This is a genomic window from Joostella atrarenae (assembly GCF_021764745.1).
GTDB classification, from domain to species: domain Bacteria; phylum Bacteroidota; class Bacteroidia; order Flavobacteriales; family Flavobacteriaceae; genus Galbibacter; species Galbibacter atrarenae.
Genome location: NZ_JAETXX010000013.1, coordinates 22,368 through 44,881 on the forward strand (window position 1 = coordinate 22,368; position 22,514 = coordinate 44,881).

9 protein-coding genes are annotated in these 22,514 nt (G+C 33.4%); all 9 read right to left on the reverse strand.

Features of this window, described 5'->3' with window-relative positions:
- Positions 1-8: 8 nt before the first annotated feature.
- The 9 genes from JM658_RS15185 to JM658_RS15225 all read right to left on the reverse strand — a co-directional run bounded on the left by JM658_RS15185 (position 9) and on the right by JM658_RS15225 (position 22,283).
- Complete coding sequence (locus JM658_RS15185; protein ID WP_236960219.1) at positions 9-2,198, reverse strand: fibronectin type III domain-containing protein; 2,190 nt, start codon at positions 2,196-2,198, stop codon at positions 9-11.
- The gene (locus JM658_RS15190) at positions 2,089-6,918 is read right to left on the reverse strand and encodes a hypothetical protein (protein WP_236960221.1); all 4,830 of its coding nucleotides are present in this window, start codon (positions 6,916-6,918) and stop codon (positions 2,089-2,091) included. Before JM658_RS15190 ends, JM658_RS15185 begins: the two co-directional genes overlap by 110 nt.
- A gap of 360 nt (positions 6,919-7,278) precedes the next feature.
- The gene (locus JM658_RS15195; RefSeq protein ID WP_236960223.1) at positions 7,279-13,020 is read right to left on the reverse strand and encodes a fibronectin type III domain-containing protein; all 5,742 of its coding nucleotides are present in this window, start codon (positions 13,018-13,020) and stop codon (positions 7,279-7,281) included.
- 8 nt (positions 13,021-13,028) lie between these two features.
- A complete protein-coding gene (locus JM658_RS15200) occupies positions 13,029-15,479 on the reverse strand; it encodes a BamA/TamA family outer membrane protein (protein WP_236960224.1) in 2,451 nt (816 codons plus the stop codon).
- 524 nt (positions 15,480-16,003) lie between these two features.
- Entirely contained in the window at positions 16,004-16,585 is a 582-nt protein-coding gene (locus JM658_RS15205; RefSeq protein ID WP_236960226.1) for a hypothetical protein, read from the reverse strand.
- Positions 16,582-16,833 carry a hypothetical protein gene (locus tag JM658_RS15210; protein ID WP_236960228.1) on the reverse strand — a complete coding sequence of 84 codons (252 nt, stop codon included), beginning with the start codon at positions 16,831-16,833 and terminating at the stop codon, positions 16,582-16,584. The genes JM658_RS15205 and JM658_RS15210 overlap by 4 nt, the downstream gene beginning before the upstream one ends.
- Positions 16,834-17,241: 408 nt before the next feature.
- Positions 17,242-17,493, reverse strand: a complete 252-nt coding sequence (locus tag JM658_RS15215; RefSeq protein ID WP_236960230.1) for a hypothetical protein — start codon at positions 17,491-17,493, stop codon at positions 17,242-17,244.
- 105 nt (positions 17,494-17,598) lie between these two features.
- Positions 17,599-18,585: a UDP-glucuronic acid decarboxylase family protein gene (locus tag JM658_RS15220; protein ID WP_236960232.1), complete on the reverse strand. Its 987-nt coding sequence runs from the start codon at positions 18,583-18,585 to the stop codon at positions 17,599-17,601.
- A 239-nt stretch (positions 18,586-18,824) separates the two neighbouring features.
- On the reverse strand, positions 18,825-22,283 hold the full coding sequence (locus tag JM658_RS15225) for a methylmalonyl-CoA mutase family protein (protein ID WP_236960340.1): 3,459 nt from the start codon (positions 22,281-22,283) through the stop codon (positions 18,825-18,827).
- Positions 22,284-22,514 lie beyond the last annotated feature (231 nt).

Sequence of the window (22,514 nt, forward strand, 5' to 3'; positions counted from 1 at the left end):
TCGTAATTTTAATAGATTACTTCTATCTCTTTAATTTCAGACAATACTCCTCCTTCTGTTACCACTTGTAATCCATAGCGGTAATCAGTATTAATTTCCAACTCGTAATCTTCGTATCGAGTAATATCCCCTTCAAAAGTTTTAAAAAGTTTTAGTTTTTTGTCTTTTGAAGCTCTGTAAAGTTTGTATTCCACAACCGCTTCTACTTTTGCATTCCATGTTAATATGACAATCCGCAACTCTCTGTTTGGAAAACCATTAAAACGGATATCATCAGGTTTTATGACCCCTCTTTCTGTTCTTACTGCTACAGGGGTTGCTGGTGTACTTTCTAATTGATTATCATCTAGAGCTGTGATAGTAAAACTGTAATGTTTACCACTCTCTATTGAAGTATCTATGTATGAATATGGCTTTAAAGTATCTAAAACTGCTAATTGCTCCCACCCTAACTCATCAATTAACAAGTCTTTTCTATACACAGCATAACTAACAACATCTTCACTAGAGCTTGGAATAAAGTCTATTTGCACTCCATCCTTTGCAACTTTATAATCATTAATAACGGGAGCCGAAGGCGCTGATAAATCTGGTTTTTCAAGAGTTAATACCTCAGAAAAATCCGATGCATTATAGCGCTGATCTTCTGCCAAAACCTTGTAATAAATATTTTCATTCAAATTATTTACTGGGATCGTATCTATGAATTGATTCTCTTTATAAACTACATTTGTTATTTGCGCGAACTCTGCTTCTATATTATTGGATCGATACACTCGATAACCCGCTAAATCTGGCTCTACATTTTTTTGCCATTGAAGTTTAACAACCCCAGTTGTATCAATTTCTCCCTCCAAAAGCATAGGAGGATTAGGTGGAATGGAATCCACTGGCTGCACAATTGCTGCAAATGATGGGTTTTCTGTACCATTTTTTCCTATTGCAATAACTTTGAAGTAATTAATTCGTCTTAATTTATCGTATGTTGTTTTACGAGTCTGCGGAGATAATCCGTCAACTACGGTTTCATACATGCCTGTTGCAGTATTGGAACGTCGCAATTCAAATCCTTCAATTTTACTTTCCCCTTCTTCTGGAAATTCCCATTCGATAACTGCTGTTTCATCATTTACAATATCTTTAAGGCTAATATGTGGATTGAATTTTAACAACTCTCTCCCCTCTCCTTTTATAGATTCTGTGACAGGTCCAACTTCTCCAAATGAAGTTATTCCTTTCAATCTATAATGTATAGTTTTTCCATTTGGTATTGAGTCCACCATAAATAATGATAGCGTAGGATCTTCTGTATTCTTTTCTGCATTAAAAATTGGTTGTTCATTTAGTGGCTTATAATTATTACCATCTAATGATTTTTCAACCTTATAACTAGTATAAATACTCTTTAATAAGCTAAAGTTCCAACTTATTTGAGCCTCCTTATCACCATAAATTACTGAAAAATCTATAGGAGTTGGCAACTCTTCATACATATCTGTTCCCGCATAACCACTCCCTGATTTTATATCAAAAAGTTCTGAATTTGCAACTTTAACCCGATATAAATACCGTTCTCCAGGAATTACAGTATTATCTTCTAAACCTAAGCCTGCTAACTTAGCAGCTTCATAGCTCTGTTCTGCTGCTAAAAGCGCAAATGTAAATCGTTGTTCTTGCTGACTATTCGCCTCCATTACAGCATCTAAACCAACTTGAGATGAAATTTTAAAATTCTTACCATATAATGCTTGTGCTAATATTGCTGCATTATTATCATTATTTGCAATGGTTTCCCAATCTGGTAGTGGAGCTGGTTTGATTGGCTCTTGATTTAAAGTAATTGTTTCTAATGGTAAAACTGCCTCTCCATTTCTAGAAATAGTTACGCGTTCTACATAGAAGCCAATATCGTTCGTTTTTTTCCATGCATATGGCATATTTGGTGCCCAACGTAACATTACCTTATTTTCTAACGACCTTGTGATAACTTTTATCTCAGGGACTTCTATTTCTTGGGTAAACGCTGAAATGCTCCCTAAAATAAATAGTAAGATAATAAGCTGCTTTCTATATTGATTAGTCCTCATTTTAATCATTTCTGTAGTCAATATCATATCCTTTTTCATGAATTCCTCCTGGCGTTCTGTATATAAGTTGCGCTCCAAATTTATCAAATGGTAATGGAGGGAATGTTCCATTCATTATATATTTATATTTCTCAAACATTGCTTGATTCACATCATTACCATTACTATATTTATTTACTATTTTATCCCGTAGATAAACAAAATCTTCATTGTATTGATACGGAAGGTTATAAACAAAAGGAATTCTATTTTTAACCCAGTAAGAGTTTGGATTTGTTAAATAACTTGCCATATAATTATTCGATAAGTAAAAAGATCGAGCTGGAGGAACTCCCAGAATCTCTTCCTCTCTATCTACCCTTATCGTTCCATCTAATGGGTAATTTTCATATATCAATGGATAAACTTTTCTCTTATAATAAGAATCTTTTAGGTCAGCTTTTGCTGAGATCAACGCCTCTCCATTTGTTAACTTCACTCCCTTTATTTCTGCTTCTTCAAAGGGTTCATAGTTATTTACAACTATCGACATAGAATGCACATTAGCATAGATATAATTTGTTACGTTACCTGTTATATTTAAACTTTTCACCTTCTTCCCGAAAGTTTCATATTCACTGGTATGAAACCCAAATTCTAATAACGATTTTGGTTTCCCTGTTATTAATTTATTTGCTGCTGCCTTTTTATTAGAAACCGTTGCACTAGCGTTGGCATCCATATTTTGTACATCTCCAGTGTCTTTATTAAACCAACTAGTATCCCCAGATTCATCACTAAGAACTACTTCTGACTCTTCTACTACAATTTCTGTTTCTACATCCTGACCAGGAGGAAATGCCATTAAATTAAACTCATAATCTGTATTCACCATGATCTCTGGTATATCAAAAAACACTGTGCTCTTTGACTGGTCTACTTTAATATCGGTTCTTCTTACAGTGCCATTGCTTGAAGTAAACTCTCCTTTAATTGTATAATCACCATTAAACAAATAATCTTGAAAGAAACCCATCTTCACATACCCTTTGTTGTATTCTTGTCCATAAAAATTCTTCTGATCTTTTATTGGATACATATACGTGATATTCTCAAATGGAATATGGTCTGGTGCTTTATCAGTTATAAAAGACAACTCGCGTTTCTCTGTAACTAATTTTCCATTATCTGTCAATGTAGAAAAGTTTCCATTTTTATATTCATCAAAGCTTACTTCTACTTTTACATTCACTCTTTTTTTAGATGGTAGCGTAAGAACAGGAATAAAACTAACAGCATCATTCGTACTATTATATTCTAATCTTCCTTCTAGCTCCTTCCCTTCGGAAGTAACTTTAAATTCTTTAAGTTTAATTCTAAAGGTTCTCTCTCCTTCATCGGTTTGAACAGTAAAATTCTCATTTACTGTGTAATTAAATACCGCTTGTGGAGCTGTAAAAACAGATACTTTCCCCTCATTATCTGCAGGTTTTACATCCGAAATAATGGGAACTCCCACTGCTTCCGACATATTCTCCATAATACATTCTTCCCCAAATTCAACTTTAATTCGGTATCTACCTTTTACAAGACCACCTAAAATACTATAATACATCCCTACGTATCCTTCAACAAATACGGGGTTTGGAAATTGTCCTCGGAGCAATGCTGCTATTCCTGCTTGAATAATTGGAAACTTTCCATTTATAAATAATAAATTTACTTCTACTCCAAACTCTCCATAAAGATATGCATAGACTTGCCCCATGGAATACCATCCATTATTCCCTACGGGGCCACTTCGTCCTTTACACTTTGCATTTGCATAATAGGCATGCATCACGTCGAAACCTGCTCCTGCCTCTATAAAAGCATAAAAAATTCCTGAATTAAAATTCTTTCGGTATACAAAATTAAGCCCAAAAGCAAAGCCTCTTCCCGCAGTTAATTCATTATCCCTTCTGTTATCATTGAGGATATCATCTCCTAAAATTTGTAGAATTCTTGGATGTGGAGCTACTTGATCTGGAAGATTATCTCCTGTCATAAAATATCCACCAATCTCGAACTCTTCTGGAGGAACAGAAAATAAAATACCTAATCTGTTCACTGGTGTTCCTAAATGTAGATACCACTCATCAGGACCATCATGAATTACAGCATATCCTGCACGATTTGATGTTCCTGCACCCCTAATCCCTTCTAAATCTATATAAACTTCAAATTCCCCATGAAAAGTATTTGTTGTAAAATCTTTTTCAATTCCAACATAAACTCCAACTCTCCCATTTTGAGCTACATCACTTAACGGAATTGCTTTCTTACCAAGTCCTAAAAAATTACCACTCTTACTTAGACCGTCAACTAACTGCTTATTATCTTCATAAAAAGTATTAACTTTATCTAATAATGGAAAACTAGCACTTTCGCCTTTAGTACTAGCGAAATCTCCTTTTTCCTTAGACATAAAAGTTCCTTCTCCTATAAAACCAATTTTATTTAGTCCTCCATTAGTATTGAATTGCATTTCTAAAAAAGCTTTCCCACTAAATGTTCCTGGATTTGGAAGTCCAATTTCAACTCCGGCTCGCAAGCCCAGCCCATAATCAGCCTCCGGAAAATATTTTGCCTTGGATGGAGTAAAACTATCTTTGCCATTAATTTCTCTTCGCATTCTATAAGAAAGCCCCCCCGTAAAAGACTTTATTAATAATTTTCCTCCCCCATTCTCCTTTTTATTATCAGACCATACATCTACAAACCAGTATCTAAAATCTGTAGAACCAAACATTGCTTTCCCCTCTACTACTAATTCTAACTTTTTAAAACCTACTCTTACATCTGCCTCAAAACCATCTCCATAAGTAGGATCATTTCTAAATACGTTTAATTCAGCTTTAAAACCATAACCACTTTGATCTGTATCAAGTTTTGGAATACCAAAATCTACGCTATCAAACTTCCATTTATGTATTGACTCTCCCTCTTCTAATTTTCCTAAAACCCTTAGAGTAGAAGTTGCTGCAAGTCCATTATCATCCAAGTTAATATTTACATCAAAAGCAAGGCCTACTTTACTTCCTGGTTTTACAAAATGAAGATTATTAATTACAACTGGGAACCCTAATACATTAAAGTTTATATCCCTATCATAACCAAATGATTTTGCATCAATTATTGGTTTTCCTGGTTCTGTATTAAGCTCCAGTTGCTCAAAAGTTATATTATGAACACTTAAATCTTTTTTACTATTTAAAGCTTTTACCCCTCTTACTTCAAAGTCCGTCTCTATTGATAATGAACCAGTTAAATTTGCAAATGGATAAACTTTGTCTTCCAAAACTTTTATTCCAACATTAGAATTTTCTTTCAAATCTATAGTCCCAGAAAATACAGGTGCTTTAAATGTTTTATCTTCAGCAAGGGTGACTGCTAATCCATATTCTTCTGGAGCAATCCATCCATGGTATCCCATGGGCTCTTCAAAAGTAGGGACTTGAATAGCCCCTTTTAATGATCCTCCTCTTAGACCATTCATAGCAATATTTACACTTACAGAATCAATTCCAAAGCCCCACTTATCTGCAGCACCTTCTTCAAGAGGTAATATTTCTTTTCCATAGAAATATCCAGAAACTCCATAACTATCTATCACCAAATTCTTAGCACCGAAAGTTACTCTTTCTTGTCCTTTCTCCCTTCTTTTTATTCCCTTTGGAAGCATCACAGATACTTCCTCAGCATAGAAACCTCTCCATAGGTTTTCATCAGAAGATGAAAAAACATCATTATAATCCTTAGGAAAAGTTAGGTTTTCAACATTTCTAAAATCACTTAAATCTAATACAGCTCTTTCCACATGGAATCCCCAACCTTTAAAACCAGTCATTTCAAAATCGGGTAACGAAACTTCCATCAATAAATCGTTCCATCCATTAGCCTTTATACTAAAAGAAGTTCCTACATAGCAATTATCGGCTAAATCATTATTATTAGTATCATTTCCACACACATAATTTCCTTGACTATCAATAGGAAGTAAAATTTTTCTGGAAACGCGTAAATCTCCCTCCAACGAAATAGCCTTAAGTCCACTACAATCAAATTCCACGAAAGACTGCTCTCCATAAGCCCCTGTATCTAGATTTACTCCTCCTTTTAATGTTAATAACCAATTATCACCATTAATAGGGATTGGAACATCTCCTAATAGCACTAGTCGCATTCCATCTATAAGAGCACCATCATGAGAGAGTTTTACCCCTTGTGCTCCAAAATAAAGTTCTTTCTCTTTTTGCGGAATTGTTAGCTTTGCCCATGCGTTGAACTCTGCATATTCGGGATGAAATTTAACTTCAGAAATAGCTAGTTCCACACCATTACCAGAAGTCGAATCTATCTTTCCTCCTAGTCCTACAGGCAGTTCTAATAATTCATTCCCTGTAATAATATCAACAAAATTATTTAATTCTTTTACTTTTTCGAAAGCATTTATAGCCTGATTAATAAGCGTATCCACTTTAGGATTTTTTGGAAAATTTTCTTCCAAATAAGCCGTATCAAACTCTGGACTCATATCTTTAAAAGACTTATAGAAACTCTTATTTTTTATTAAAGCGTTATCTAAATCTGGAAAACTTTTAAATACTTTAGATCGTGCTTCTTTTTTGGGTGTTTCCTCCAAAACTCCTGCATTATACTTCGCCATTTTTTGCAAATAGTTAAGCTGTTGGGAAACTTTACTTGTTACCGTAGTGTCGATGTCTGGTACAAGCAAACTATCCTTACCGGGATGGGCTACTAACGAAAAAGTAAAAAATAGTATTAATAAGGTTAAGTAGTTTTGGTTCATAATTTGTTGCTTTTTGTAATCCAGTAATACCTCTTATTGGTTGCTCTCTTTATGTTTGTTCGACTATCATATCTTTATTTTGATACTATGTCATTTGGTTTAGCTTTACACTATGCATTTCTAGATTAGAAATTTTATATTCAAGCCTCATTTTTATGCTTTTAGCCTGTATTTATTTCTTTTTTTGACTTCATATTGTATTCTACATTAGCAAAAAGTTTATGATAACGAAAAGGAACAAACAACTATTTTCTTATCAATACCTAGACTTCCATTTTCTATAATCTTGAATCTAATATTTTATAAAAATAAAAGCTATCATAAATAATTAACGACCTAAATTTCAAAGACTTATTAATTTTACTTTTCTTCATCAATCTTATTTACTTTATCAAATAAACCACTTAAATCTTCTTGTTTAGTATACTCTTTAAGAATGTTGCTTGATATAGATAGAGTAACATTTAAAACATTATCGATTCGCAACAAAACTCCTTCTTTATCCTTTAAGATTCCATAGTACCGTATATTATTTTCATCTAGTAAATAATATTCTAACCCTCCAATATCGTCGCTGAAATAATCTAAAATCTTTTTACTTTTACCATTAATAGTTATTACTTCTTGGAATTTTTTGTCGTTAATTACTTTGTCTATTATTTTATTAAACTTTTTTGGTGAATATTTCATATTATCCATATGCTTAATCATCGCATTGATATTGACCGTTTTTTTTCTGAATATTTTGGCCAAATCATCGAGATCATATTGATATTTTTCAGTTATTCTTAAAAGTCTTTCGTAATTTTTCCGTTTTAGATCTTGAAGACTGTAATTAGCACTTAGCATTATATCCAATACTTCTCGACCATTTTCACTGTCAAAAAGTTTAGCAGCAGCTTTTTTATACTTTTTACCTTGCCCTTCAAATAGTTCATCAAAACCTACGAGCTTTCTTAGTAACTTGCTTGAGTTAGTGTCTGATAATTTCATTTGATTTTTAAAATACAAGTATCCATTTTTAACAAATGGCGTATTATTTCGTATTGCTTTGAATATACCAGACCCAGCCTCACCAATAGCAACTGGTATAATACATTCTATACTTAATCCAATTATCATAGTGTTAGCTTCATCTTCCGACAGATCCAAATAAACCAAATCTAGAATTGTATCAAAGTCCATTCCGGTTAAGCAATCATACAGTAAATTAACAATTTTAGAATTCGATTCGAAAGCTTCTCTTGTTCCTGCAGCAACAGCACCTGCAAAGGTTTTATAGTAATTCAAGTCTTGGTCTTTCCATCCAAGGTAATCCAGTATCTGATCGGCAAACAATTCGGATGAAAATGCAAGAACAAAACCTATTAGAAATTTTTTCTTTCGCTCTGGGCTTGAAGCAATCTCATCCAGTTTTTTAACAAAATCTGGATCGTTTTTATATTTTTGTTTTAATGCAACTAAGGCATCATTAAACTTCTTGTCAAATTTAGTGGCATTGTTAAAAATCTTGCTCACTTTATTTTTATCTATAAACGACTCAACTTTACCTTTTCTTATTTTTTCAGCAAGTCTACTGTCCCTTGTTATAATCGGTGATACTTGAATATCTGCATCATTGATGTCTATGACTTTTTTAAGTTTAAAGTCTAATTTTCCATTATACTTTTTAGCCGTTATGGCATAAAATTCATCTAAAGACTTTGCTTTTTTAAGATACGCAGAACCAACAAAAGGAATAGATAGCCCTAAAACATAAATAGTTTGACTTGTAATATCTCCTCTAATACCAGCATAAACAGAACCAATAATATCAGTAGCATTATCAGCCCCAGGTATTAAACTAATGACATCAAGCGTATTATACAAAGTTTGGTCAACACTTTTCCATTCATCAAAATTGTACAAATGCTTTGACTCTAATTTTGATTTATTAAATAATATCTTCCATGATTCCATATAGCCACCTGAAGAATTTGTTGATACATAATAATTTGTAAGTTTGTCATCAGTTATGTAAAATTCACGAAGCTTTCCAACTTCAATATCCTCTTCTCTCCAAAAATTTAAATCATTTTTTTCTAAGGCTTCAGATTCTTCAACATCTGCACTTAAAATCAGAGCATTCAAATCATTAATCCATTTTTTTCTCAACTCTCTATACTGTTCTATATCGTATTCTTCATTATTTTTAGGATCGGTTTGTCCAATGACGTATGTCAACATATCAATTTTATCAATTCTTGGACTCTTATAAAACTCTAAACGATTTATGTAAGGGGCTCCTCGTTTTCCTTTCTCAGCTTCTGTTTCTAGAGCATAACTTAAAATTGTACCGTCAGCCTTTAAGAACACTCTTTTTATAAATAATGGCTTTTTTAAATTAGTAAAAGCTCCCAATGCATAGTCAAATAAATTACCTTTACTATCTTGCTTAAATGATAGTGCTTTTTGAGTAACTAAAGTATTGCTACTTTGAGCAAATCCAGGTTGCACACACTTAATACTTGTTAATACCGAACTTGAAATAGCATAAGGCACTGTTATCAATACTGCATTATCACTACTTAACAGGTCACTTCCGTTTAAAACTTTAGCTGCAAAAGCATCACTTGCAACTTCATTCATCATAACAGATACAGGCTGAAATACAACATAAAAATCAATACCTGTTTTTTGTTTTAACAAGTACAGCTTATCTTCAAGAATTTCTGCCTTTCCGTTAAAGTCTGATTTAGAGATGTTAATTAAATGATAATAATCATTTTTATTACGAGGTGCGATCTTGTTCGTTACTGCATTTCTTCTTTTGTAGGCCTCATTTAACTTTTTAATAGCTTCTTTAACACCATATTCATCTACTTTATCATGTTCAGGTAAATAATCGCAAATATTTAAACTAAGAGCATTTGTTAATTTACTTGCATCGCTATCTGTTCTGCACTCAATTGTACCCTGATACTCTATTTCGGTGTCATTATAAAACTGAAATCTTCCCTTTTTAGAAATTATAGAATTAACATGATAATATTTTGTTTTAAAATACCTATTAAACCCACAACCTCCATTATACTGAAACAAATAAACATCCGAATCACTATCTAAAGAGGTATAAGTAGTTATCTCCCCAAGCTCGTTTTGTTCTGTGAAATACCCAATAAATTTACCTTTATCGAAAGTTGCATAATAATTCGTCTCATTAACTCGAAAACCAGGGACAGCACCAACTGGAACAGATTCATTAAAAGTTTTATCCACAACTTTTGAAATAATTATCCTAGTATCTTCAACCTTAAAAGGTACCCAATCCGGAGTAAACCATACTTTATTGGCGATTTCGCCTTCCTCTTCATCTTGGAAAACGTAAAATTTAAGATCAGGATTATGTATTTGAGCCCAATTCATATGGTTTAAAGTACTACCACTTCCATAGTCCATTAACCAATCTGTAGCTCCTTTACTAGTTCCATTCTCAGTAAATGGATGTTGTAAAGCAAATATTCCATGCCCTATTTCGTGTGCAATAACTTGTCCTAAATTTCCTGCCTTACCTTCTTCTTCAGCTGATGTATTAAATACAAACCCGAATTGCCTTTGTAGTGGCATAAAGCCAGCAATAGGTCTACTTGGCATAATATCATTACCAAATACAAAAAGATAATATGTATTATTATCTACAATGTCTTTGGATTTAAATAATCTTATAAGCTTTTTCTGCTCATCATTAAAACTATTTAGCCATGGCTTATCCCCTATTTCAATTTTCCCATCAGCTCCAAATTCCATTGGATCTATAGAAGTGGGGAAGTCCATAACCTCAACATTCACTGAGGCAACCCCTTTTTTAAAGATTTTATTTATTTGGCTAGTAATGCCTGTAGGAATTTCAGCATTGTTTACTCTTACCAATTTTATATTCACAGTTCTATCTGTTAAATGCCATAACTGAAATGCTCCTGCTGTTTGCTGTTTTTCAGTTGCATCTTTAGGCTGTACTACTGCATATATAATTTCATTTTCAAAAGTATAATACCCCTTTAGTGAAATATTTATAAGGTTTGGTGCAATACTATCTCCTTTTAACAACTCTCCCTGCTGTGTTTTGAAACGTAAATCTTTTAAATTCACGTTTTCACTATTAAATTTTACACGAGCAACAATATTATCCGATTTATCCTTTTCTACCGCCTTATGCGTTAAAACGTAATCGTTTCCATTAGCATCATTTATTGTGATATATTCTTCATTTAAATTGCTTTTTTCTGAGTACGGAATTTCATCAAAACCATATGTACTTGATTGGTTTTCAAATGTTACAATTACATCTTTAGAAGTAAGGGATTGTAATCTTCCTTTATTATCAACGCCCTCTACATTAGTAGCTGTTACCGCTCCTCCTTTATCAATCTTACCTCCTACTGAAATATCACCACCTGCATCTACGTGATAGGTATTTCCCTCACTATCTATAATTACTTTATCGTCTCCAAGTGGGCTGGTTTCTTTAGCTCCATTAACAGGATTTGTTACTACAATTTCTCCATTCTCTTTAGTAATAATTGACTGATACTCTCCCTCTGGAATAGCAAAATTCACTCGTATTTCGTCTAGATCATTGTCTCCTTCTACCATCTCCCCAACAGCTTCACCTGCGTCTGTAACATCTTTTATAGCCTCATCTACGTCCAAAATATTCTTCATACTTGGATCATACTTTGTAATCACCATTCCCTCTGCTAATTGGCTATCGGTATTTACAAATACATTGGTAAACTCAACAGCAACTTTTACACTTTTTAAGTAAGGTATTGTTACATAACCTTTACCTGTAAAGCGACCATTATTCCCGCTTACTTCTTGGACTTTTACAGGAAAATCTCCTGCCTTAAAAACATCTCCTTTTTTAAGTTCTACCAGTGGCTCTTGGGTTGCAATATCTATAGCTGGCGGTATTCCACAGTTATAAAGTCCCGATTCGTCCTCCGCAATAAACGTAGTGAAGCTTTTTATTGTTGAATAATCACTGTCTACCAACTCACACTTTTTGGCTACTTGATATTCGTACACTGTACCGGGGCGTAAATCCCATAGTGTTACCCAATTCGCTGTAGAACGGGAACTAAACCATTGGTTTCCTTCTCCCTTTTCTCGGTAACGGACTGTAAATTCGGATATATCGGTAGTAAAATCATCCCAATAGATATTTGCTTCTCGCATTCCTTTTACCTCATGCGTAACATTTTGCGGGGTTTTACAAGGAGCACTTAGAATAAACGAGAAAATTTCACTATCACCATTATTTTTAAAAACTCCAACCTCTTCTGCTCCTTGCAAAGCTTTCGCTTTTACACGCCATGCATACCGTTTATTAGACAGCAATAGTGGGTCTGTAGGCCCATATATATATGTTGTATTTCTGGTTGTGGTCGTAAAAACTGGGCGAGAGCTTAAAAATGCAGCCTGTGGATCTATGTTATTATCCCAGATCTCAACCAATGTTAACTCATACTCTACATTGGAAACGTTAATATGCCTCGGTGTCCATTGAAAAACAATATTCTGAGGGTTCTGCTCTTGAATCCCTGCTCTATTCTGTGGATATACTAAAAATGGTGGTTCATTCTGAAAAATATAAGTGGTAGCACATGTTTTTTGTGAAATTCTATTGCCACTTATGGCATCGTAAACTTCATAACAAAACTCATAAGATCCCTCTGGTATTGGCTGCCCATAAACATTAGCACTTATGCCTGTTGTATTTGTAAATTCATAATAAGGGGCTATCTCACTTGCATTTAACACTAAAGGAATTCCTCCTTCTAAAAATAAAGGCGATGCTCCATTTACAATTGCATTGCTTTGAAAACTAATTCCATTTCCCTCAAAATAAGTTTTAAAACGAATCTCCCTATTTGAAATACTAAGATCGTTTAAGATTATTTGTACTTGTAACGGACCGTTTATTACAGACGGATCTGCATAATTAGAAAAATATATGGGAGCCGGTTGCTTTATAGTTGGTACTACTGTAACTGGATATGTTTGCGCTTTTGCTAAAAAAGCAAAACATAGAAATATAAATAGTAGCTGCAATTGCTTCATAAGTAGGGTTAGTTTTCAGTCTTATCGATATATCTTAACTTAAAGGCGTCTGGGTTTACAGCTTCAAGTGATTTTTTATAATAGAAATCGATCATTTGAAGCTCTAAATATACTTTAATTTTCTCTAAATCATTACTTTCTGCAAATATTTCATAGGATTTATTCGATGTTTTTTGTTTGAATTCGTTTAATAACTCGTCTGGATAGACTACATCATTCATAGAATTATAACTATACAGAGCTACTTCCATCCATCTATGTCCTACCATTTTTTGCTGACGCGCTACTAATTCTTTTTCTTGTAATTGATAATCCTCAAGCATTTCCTTTTCTGATGCTGATAAATTAGCAAGGTCTTTCCCTTTTAACGGATGCTCATCCAACTCCACCTTCAGTCCAACAAAACGTTTTTCTAACTGATAATCTATACGACGCATATCCCGCTTTAACTGATTGATTACGTTAAACAATAATTGATCGTATATCTGTAAAAAATCGCCATAACCATACAATTCTTCTAAGAAATTAATAGCATGCTCTTTATAAGGACTAGCCTCTTCTTGCTCTTGAATAGTTGCAAATAAGACATTTAAGTTTCCAGATTGGGAAATAGGAATATTTGCAAACTGATCGCTGTTTTTAACATTACTTATCTGCTCTGTAACTTCTGTTAATGTACCATCATAGGTTACATCTCTATATCTAAAACGTACTGTGGGCTCACTATAAAGAGGATCCCTTTTTGTGCGATTAAGTTTAATTTTAAAATTATCAAAAGTATAAGAATAGGTGAGCGTCGCCGTAAAATCGTTTACGCTATTGGCTACACTATTTCTAAATAATGACAAGAAGTTTAAACTGAAATTATGCTTTTCCATATACACATAACTTCCTCCTAGTCTAAAATTATACACACTCCCCTGGCGATCTCCATTACTATAAGATGCATTATAGGAGCTTGAAAAATTAGTTCTCAGTTTTTTATCAAAAAATAATTTCCCCACAGAAAGCGTAGGCCCCCAAGTTAAAGATTTATCTTGTCCAACGGTGTTATATGATGCATTTCCAGCCAATGTAACATTCATTGCTAACGGAATATAGCCCACAGTATATCCTGCTGCACCATTATAAAATGAATTCTCCCCTCCTTCTACTACAGTTCCTCCCTGCTGATTAACTGCATTTTGATATACCATATTCAGGCTAATAGTTTTATTTTTTTCTTCTGATGCCAATAAGTTGTAATTAGCACCAAGATTGGCATTTTGAGAAACTTGACGATAGTTTAACGTATCGAGGTTTTGAAATTGATCCACTTGATTTATATAATCAAACTGATCTCTAATATTTGTATAAGACTGAAAATTAGAATAAGAACCATTTAATGATAATTTATCTGAATGGGTATATCCTAAATTCACGGATCCTACTATACGTTGCATTTCCGAACTTTTCTGCTTGTCTAAATTATCTCGTTGGAAGCCAGTATTAACAGCTACGCTTAATTTATCATTGAAAACTGTCTGACTCACATTTAAAGTGATATTCTCTAAATCATTATTAAAATAATAAGCACCTAAGGTTTTATAATCTGGGTCAATCCGTTCATATCCAACACCCACAGAACCATTTCCTGCTGGGTAATCGAAACTTGCATTTAAAGCAGAATAATATTCTGTACTTATGTTTTCATCCAGAAGAAAAGACAACATTCCTTTCTCTCCTCTTTCATCCGTTAGGCGAGAATCTTCAGTGACTCCAGAAATAGCATATTCTACTCTTAATTGCCCACGATCAAATAGATTGATGTTTGTCTCAGCGCTTATAACAGTATTCTCTTTAGGCGCCAATTCTAACTCAGACGGGTAAGGGATACGCAAAGAATTCTCATCGTCTTTAGCATGAAAATAAATAAGCCCTAAGCTAATTTTTTCAAATTCATAAGAAGCTTTTGCTCCATACCCCATACGTTTATAAGCTACAATACCACCCTCTTCATTTGGGTTGTATTCGGTAGCCTTTAAAAAGCGACCGTACATAGCACTAACCTTAAAGGGCTTATCTGGAGGTGTTAATTCTACTCCCCCTCCAGTAAATTGATGTCCACTAAGGGTATAAGGTGAAAAAGTCATGGACACATCACCAATATGTGCTGTAATCCATTTATAAGAAGGATGTAAACTTAACCTATTGAATTTAAAAGGGTTTGCAAAATCAAAATCTTGGTTAGAATAGGTAAATGATAGTGGGATGTTATACAACCCTGCAATATTAAAATTCAAATTTCCATTTAAATAATATGTAAATGGCTGTCTATTGGAAGACCCAGAGTAGTAAACCGCATTAGCAGAAATCCCTCCATTATAACGCACCAACTTGGCTTTACCAACTTGGTCTAAGTTAAAGCTTTGTCCGTAGCAAAAACTCGATAACAGTAAGAATATTACGATTAATCTCAATGGATTTTTAATATTTTAGGGCATGTAAATATAAAAAATCCTATTAATTATTTGTTAATAACGATACTTTTTTTCTACAAATTACAAATACATAACAAAAGCCTTTGATATGATTATAATCTACAACCTTGAAAAACTACAAAATTTGTACTTTATAACACTTTATTTGCTATACAATGAGCTGATTTTATCAATTAAGTTAAAAAACCGTTTGCCTGTTTTCTAAATGATTTTTCAATTAGACTTGTTTTATCAGAAACTTAAGGAGACTCGGAGAAAGAATAAAAGCCTATAATCTAATTTTGATTTGGATTTATAATAGATTTATTGTGTTTATCATGAAAGATTTCACTTTCCAAGCTTTTATTACCATTAACGAATAAAGGCTTTTTTTTTTAAGTTCCTGCTACTGAAAAAGCATTAGAGTACAGTAAAATACTACATAAAATGGAAACAAGCATTGCTAAGTATACTCTCTTCATTTGATAACTTTATTATTTTCTTATAAAAGAAGAATGCCATAATTAACTTTTAAAAAGCTTAATTAATCTTTTTATCATAAAAAAAGAAAAAATCCAAAAAGTAGTCCCAAAAAGTACTATTCCTCCAAAGCGTAGCCAACCATTCCTAATGAATTTTCTCATTTCATGTTCATTCCCAATTAAAGGAGTATTATTAATTTTCAGATATAGTATTTCACTACTATAAACATCTGTATATCTTGATTTAGAGGTGTGGATAAATGAGTAACATTTATAATTTTTTAAATCAGGCTCTTTTAAGCTAAATTTGAATTGCTCGTTTGAATATAAATCGGTTTTAAATATTTCATTAAATTTTTCTTGTTGTTCTGTTTCATTTTCTATATGATAAGAATCTCTAAAAGAAGGCGTTTCGAATATTAAATAACTTATCCTAAACCCATTCATTTGCTGCGTGCTATATGTCAGTTCTGTTAGGCTTTCAGGTTGATTAATAGCTCGTTCCTTAGCTTTATTCTCGTTATACACTTTTATACCCGCACTGAAAGGAATAATTAGCGACCCAACAAAGAAAATTGAGCTTATTATCACTCGTATTACTATGTATAATACTCTATCTTTCATTTTTTCTTGAACATCTTATAAAAAGCAATAATTATTATCATCAAAAAGAAACCTCTACCAAGAATATAACCTATAGTCGTTCTATTTAAGTTATACATTATTACTTTAAAAGTTTTACTTTTTATACTCCCTTTATTAACTTCTTCAAAAGTTGAAAAATCATCATAGTTTATAAAACCTGAAAGCATTAATAAAATAATTATTATGTTTCCAGTATTTTTAGCTAAAAAATCTTTTAATTTATTCATTCTAGACATTACTATACATGATAATAAACAGTTACTTCAGGTCATATTTTTAGCAAGACCTGAGTTATAGATGTATTTTTGTGTTATTTTAAAACTAGTAGTTTAATCCTACTTTTATTACGGTCACTAAAATCACGATGTTCCTTTTTATAAAACTCGCTTTCAGGTAGATTTTAAAAAATTGATATGTGAGTTCCCTCTACTACCACGAGATTGTATCGTATGACAATGCTTAACGTTTGAACTTCCATTGGTTACTTTCTTAAAATAAGTCAGCAATAATTCAGGCTTTTTCTCCTTAATATCCCTAAAAACTAAATGTAAATGATTAGCCATGATGCACTAGTCAACTATCTCCATAATTATTTCTTCAATACTCCTAGCCTTCTGTGCCGTCGTTTTGGTAGTTCATTTTTTCTTGAACATCTTATAAAAACCAATTAATGCTACCATCAAAAAGGAACCTCTACCAAGAATATAACCTATAGTTGTTTTATTTAAGTTATACATTATTACTTTTGCCGTTCTATACTTTAAACTCCCTTTGTTAACTTCTTCAAAAGTTGAAATATCATCGTAATTAACAAAAACTGAAAGCATTAATAAGATAATTATCATTTTTCCATTATTTTTAGCTAAAAACTCTTTTATTTTATTCATTTTAGACATTACTATACATGATAATAAACAATTACATCAGGTGATATTTTTAGTAGACCTAAGTTATAGATGTATTATTGTATTTTTAAAACTAGTAATTTAATCCTACTTTTTATTACGGTCACTAAAATCGCGATGTTCTTTTTTATAAAGCTCGCTTTCTGGTAGATTTTTAAAATATTGATAGGTGCGTTCCATCCCCTCTTGACGAGATATTTTAGGCTCCCATTTTAATATCTCTCGCGCTTTTGTAATATCTGGTCTTCTCTGTGATGGATCGTCTTTTGGAAGTGGTTTATATACAATTTTCTGATTTGTTCCTGTGAGTTTTACAATTTCTTCAGCAAAATCTTTAATAGAAATCTCTGTAGGGTTACCAATATTTACAGGCTCATGGTAATCGCTCATCAAAAGGCGGTAGATTCCCTCTATCTCATCATCAACATAACAGAAAGATCGTGTCTGACTCCCATCGCCAAAAATAGTAAGGTCTTCGCCACGTAGCGCCTGACCAATAAAAGCTGGAATTACACGACCGTCGTTGAGACGCATTTTAGGTCCATATGTATTAAATATTCTTGCTATGCGGGTATCTACGCCATGAAAACGATGATATGCCATTGTAATAGACTCCATAAAGCGCTTAGCTTCATCGTAAACTCCACGCGGCCCAACAGGACTCACGTTTCCATAGTATTCTTCGGTTTGCGGATGCACCAAAGGATCTCCATATACTTCAGAAGTAGAAGCAACTAAAATTCGTGCGTTCTTATCTTTGGCAAGTCCCAAAAGGTTATGGGTTCCTAAAGCTCCTACTTTTAATGTTTGGATCGGTATTTTTAAATAATCGATTGGACTAGCTGGAGATGCAAAATGTAATATATAATCCAACTCTCCAGAAATATCAATGTATTTTGTAACATCGTGGTGAATGAATTCAAAATTCTCACTACTTCGCAAATGTTCAATATTCCTGAGGTCGCCAGTTATAAGATTATCCATTCCTATTACGTACATCCCTTCATTCATAAACCTATCACAAAGGTGAGATCCTAAAAACCCTGCCGCTCCTGTTATTAAAATACGCTTCATTTCCAATATCAATTCTATTTGGGAACGAAGATAATTATAAAAACTGGGTTTTTATATGTAGATACTGTTCTTCATAATTAGAACTATTGAATCTCTATTTTAATGGTCTCCAAAACGATATATCGATTCACAAAAACAAAAAACTTGGTCTACTTTTCAATAAGACCAAGTTTTTTATTTCTTGTTATAATTAAGTGTAAAGCGCTAAAATAAATTAATAGGACTCTTCTAATAGCTTTCTACATATTCCTTCTGTACTGCCCACCTACTTCGAATAAAGCTTGCGTAATTTGCCCTAGAGAACAAACTTTTGTAGCTTCCATCAAAGCTTCAAATACATTTTTATTATGAATTGCAGCCTGTTGAACCTCTCCAATAGCTGTCGTAGATTCTTTAGCATAAACTTTATGGAGCTTTTCTAATGTGCTTATTTGTAATTGTTTTTCCGTTTCGGTAGCGCGGATTACTTCCGAAGGAATAACAGTTGGAGACCCTTTACTACTTAAAAAAGTGTTCACTCCAATAATTGGATATTCCCCCGTATGCTTTAAAGTTTCATAATATAAGCTTTCTTCTTGTATTTTTGAACGCTGATACATGGTTTCCATAGCTCCTAAAACACCTCCACGCTCGGTAATTCGATCAAATTCCTTTAATACTGCTTCTTCTACCAAGTCTGTAAGCTCTTCTATAATAAAACTTCCTTGAATAGGATTTTCATTCTTAGCTAACCCTAATTCTTTATTTATAATAAGTTGAATGGCCATTGCACGACGTACAGAATCTTCTGTTGGCGTTGTTATCGCCTCATCATAAGCGTTTGTATGTAATGAATTACAGTTATCGTAAATAGCGTATAAAGCTTGAAGTGTAGTTCGGATATCGTTAAAATCAATCTCCTGCGCATGTAACGATCTTCCTGATGTTTGAATATGGTATTTTAACATCTGAGAACGTGCATCTGCACCATACTTTTCTTTTAAAGCTTTTGCCCATATTTTTCGTGCCACACGACCTATCACAGCATATTCTGGATCTACTCCATTAGAGAAAAAGAAAGATAAATTCGGTCCAAATTTATTGATATCCATTCCTCTACTTAAATAATACTCTACATAGGTAAATCCATTTGCCAAAGTAAATGCCAATTGGGTAATTGGATTTGCTCCAGCTTCTGCAATATGATAACCAGAAATTGAAACCGAGTAGAAATTACGAACGCCATTCTCAATAAAATACTCTTGCACATCTCCCATAAGTCGCAATGCAAACTCAGTAGAGAAAATACAGGTATTTTGCGCCTGATCTTCTTTTAATATATCTGCTTGCACTGTTCCACGAACCTGCGCAATAGTTCTTTCTTTTATCTCCTTATATACTTCTATTGGTAGTACCATATCTCCGGTAACTCCCAAAAGCATTAATCCTAATCCGTCGTTACCCTCTGGAAGCCCTTCCTCTTGTGCTCCTTCAGAACGAGAGAAACTATTGTATTTAGGACGTTCGCTATTTTTCTGCTGATAAATAGCATCTATTTTAGCATTTACTTCCTCTTCTAAGTCATTTTCTTTGATATAGATTTCACACTGCTGATCGATTGCCGCATTCATGAAAAATCCTAATAACATCGGCGCTGGACCGTTAATAGTCATACTCACAGAAGTCATAGCATCTGCTAAATTGAAACCTGAATATAACTTCTTAGCATCATCTAAACAGCAAATTGAAACTCCCGCATTTCCTATTTTACCGTATATATCTGGACGGTGATCTGGATCATTTCCGTAGAGAGTAACGGAGTCAAAAGCAGTTGACAAACGTTTTGCTGGCATTCCTAAACTCACATAATGGAAACGCCTGTTTGTACGCTCTGGACCTCCTTCTCCTGCAAACATTCTTGTAGGATCTTCACCTGTTCTTTTAAAAGGATACAGTCCTGAAGCATATGGGAATTCTCCTGGCACATTTTCTTGCAATACCCATCTTAAAACATCTCCCCATGCTTTATACTTAGGCAATGCAACTTTTGGAATTTGAGAGTGTGATAATGACTCCGTATGCGTTGCTATATTTATTTCTTTATTCCTAACCTTAAAAGTGTAAAGTGGCTCTTTATATTTTGCTACTTTCTCATCCCAATTTAAAATTGTTTCCCAATGGTGAGGATCTAAATTCAGTTTTACACGATCGAATTCCCCAACCAATAATTTTATAAAGTCTTGATTTTCTACTTCATCTAAATTAAGAGACTCCATATCTACACCATACTTAGACAAAGAAAGGTCAGCGTCTGCTACACTACACAAGGTTTGGTAAATTCCATAAAGCTTTTGAGCGACCGCTACTTGTTCATCAACCTTTTTATCGTAAGCGCGATTACTTTCTGCAATTTCCGATAAATAGCGTGTTCTATTTGGTGGAATTACAAATACTTTCTCACTCATTTCCGAAGAAATTACAAACTCCGATTTTAAGTTAGAACTCGTCTTATCTTCAATCAATTTCATGATTTCCTTGTAGAGTGTATTCATACCAGGATCATTAAACTGTGCAGCAATGGTTCCAAAAACAGGAAGTTCATCCGCTTTTGCTTCCCACATCCCATGATTACGTTGGTATTGTTTTTTTACATCTCTAAGCGCATCTAATGCTCCTCGCTTATCAAATTTATTGATCGCTACCAAATCGGCAAAATCAAGCATATCAATTTTTTCTAATTGGGTAGCTGCTCCAAATTCTGGTGTCATTACATATAGAGATACATCTGAATGGTCTAGAATTTCTGTATCACTCTGTCCGATTCCTGAAGTTTCAAGAATTATTAAATCATAATTTGCAGCTTTTAAAACTTCTACTGCCTCTGCAACATGCTTAGAAAGTGCTAAATTAGACTGACGGGTAGCTAGGCTACGCATATAAACGCGCGAATTATTAATGGCATTCATACGAATACGATCCCCTAATAACGCACCTCCCGTTTTTCTTTTTGAAGGATCCACAGAAATAATTCCAATAGTTTTGTCTTCAAAATCGTTTAGAAAACGACGTACCACCTCATCTACCAAACTACTTTTTCCTGAACCTCCAGTTCCAGTAATTCCTAATACAGGAACCTTACTCTTGGAAGTGTCTATACTATTAAATAACCTTAAAAATTCTTCGTGGTTATTCTCTGCAAGTGTAATAAGCCTTGCTATTGTATTTATATGTTTCTCTTCGAGTTCTTTTTTTACATCTACTTCAGAAGGCAAACCATCAATTGCATAATCAGAATTCTGTACCAAATGATCAATCATTCCTTGCAGTCCTAATTCTCTACCATCATCTGGCGAATATATTTTGGACACTCCATAATCTATTAGTTCTTTTATTTCCTCTGGAAGGATCACACCACCTCCACCACCAAAGATTTTGATATTGGAAGCACCTCGTTCGACTAATAAATCGTGCATATATTTAAAATACTCATTGTGCCCTCCTTGGTATGAAGTAAGCGCAATAGCATTTGCATCTTCTTGAATAGCTGTATTTACCACTTCTTCCACACTTCGATCGTGTCCCAAATGGATTACCTCAACTCCAGTAGCCTGAATAATTCTACGCATAATATTTATGGTAGCATCATGCCCATCAAAGAGCGAAGCTGCAGTTACTATTCTTATTTTATTCTTAGGTTTATATTGGTTTGTTTGCTTCATCATTAATAAGATGTGTTATTTATGTCTGCAATTTACAGAATTTGCATAAAAAAGGAGCTTATTTTAAGAATAAGTTAATCCACAATCCAGAACAAATTCCTAGCGATTAATTTAGCCATATTTTTATTTCTAAAAGATCTAAATGCATAAAAACTAGCGAAATAAATTAATAACGTGATAACTGACCAATTGAACGTTATTATTTTTGATTTGTAATAATCTTAATTTATT

Bases quoted from the DNA above. Each gene is read 5' to 3' on its own strand.
- JM658_RS15185 (WP_236960219.1), bottom strand. From the start codon at position 2,198: ATGGAACATTCCCTCCATTACCATTTGATAAATTTGGAGCGCAACTTA.
- JM658_RS15190 (WP_236960221.1), bottom strand. From the start codon at position 6,918: ATGAACCAAAACTACTTAACCTTATTAATACTATTTTTTACTTTTTCG.
- JM658_RS15195 (WP_236960223.1), bottom strand. From the start codon at position 13,020: ATGAAGCAATTGCAGCTACTATTTATATTTCTATGTTTTGCTTTTTTA.
- JM658_RS15205 (WP_236960226.1), bottom strand. From the start codon at position 16,585: ATGAAAGATAGAGTATTATACATAGTAATACGAGTGATAATAAGCTCA.
- JM658_RS15210 (WP_236960228.1), bottom strand. From the start codon at position 16,833: ATGAATAAATTAAAAGATTTTTTAGCTAAAAATACTGGAAACATAATA.
- JM658_RS15215 (WP_236960230.1), bottom strand. From the start codon at position 17,493: ATGAATAAAATAAAAGAGTTTTTAGCTAAAAATAATGGAAAAATGATA.
- JM658_RS15220 (WP_236960232.1), bottom strand. From the start codon at position 18,585: ATGAAGCGTATTTTAATAACAGGAGCGGCAGGGTTTTTAGGATCTCAC.
- JM658_RS15225 (WP_236960340.1), bottom strand. From the start codon at position 22,283: ATGAAGCAAACAAACCAATATAAACCTAAGAATAAAATAAGAATAGTA.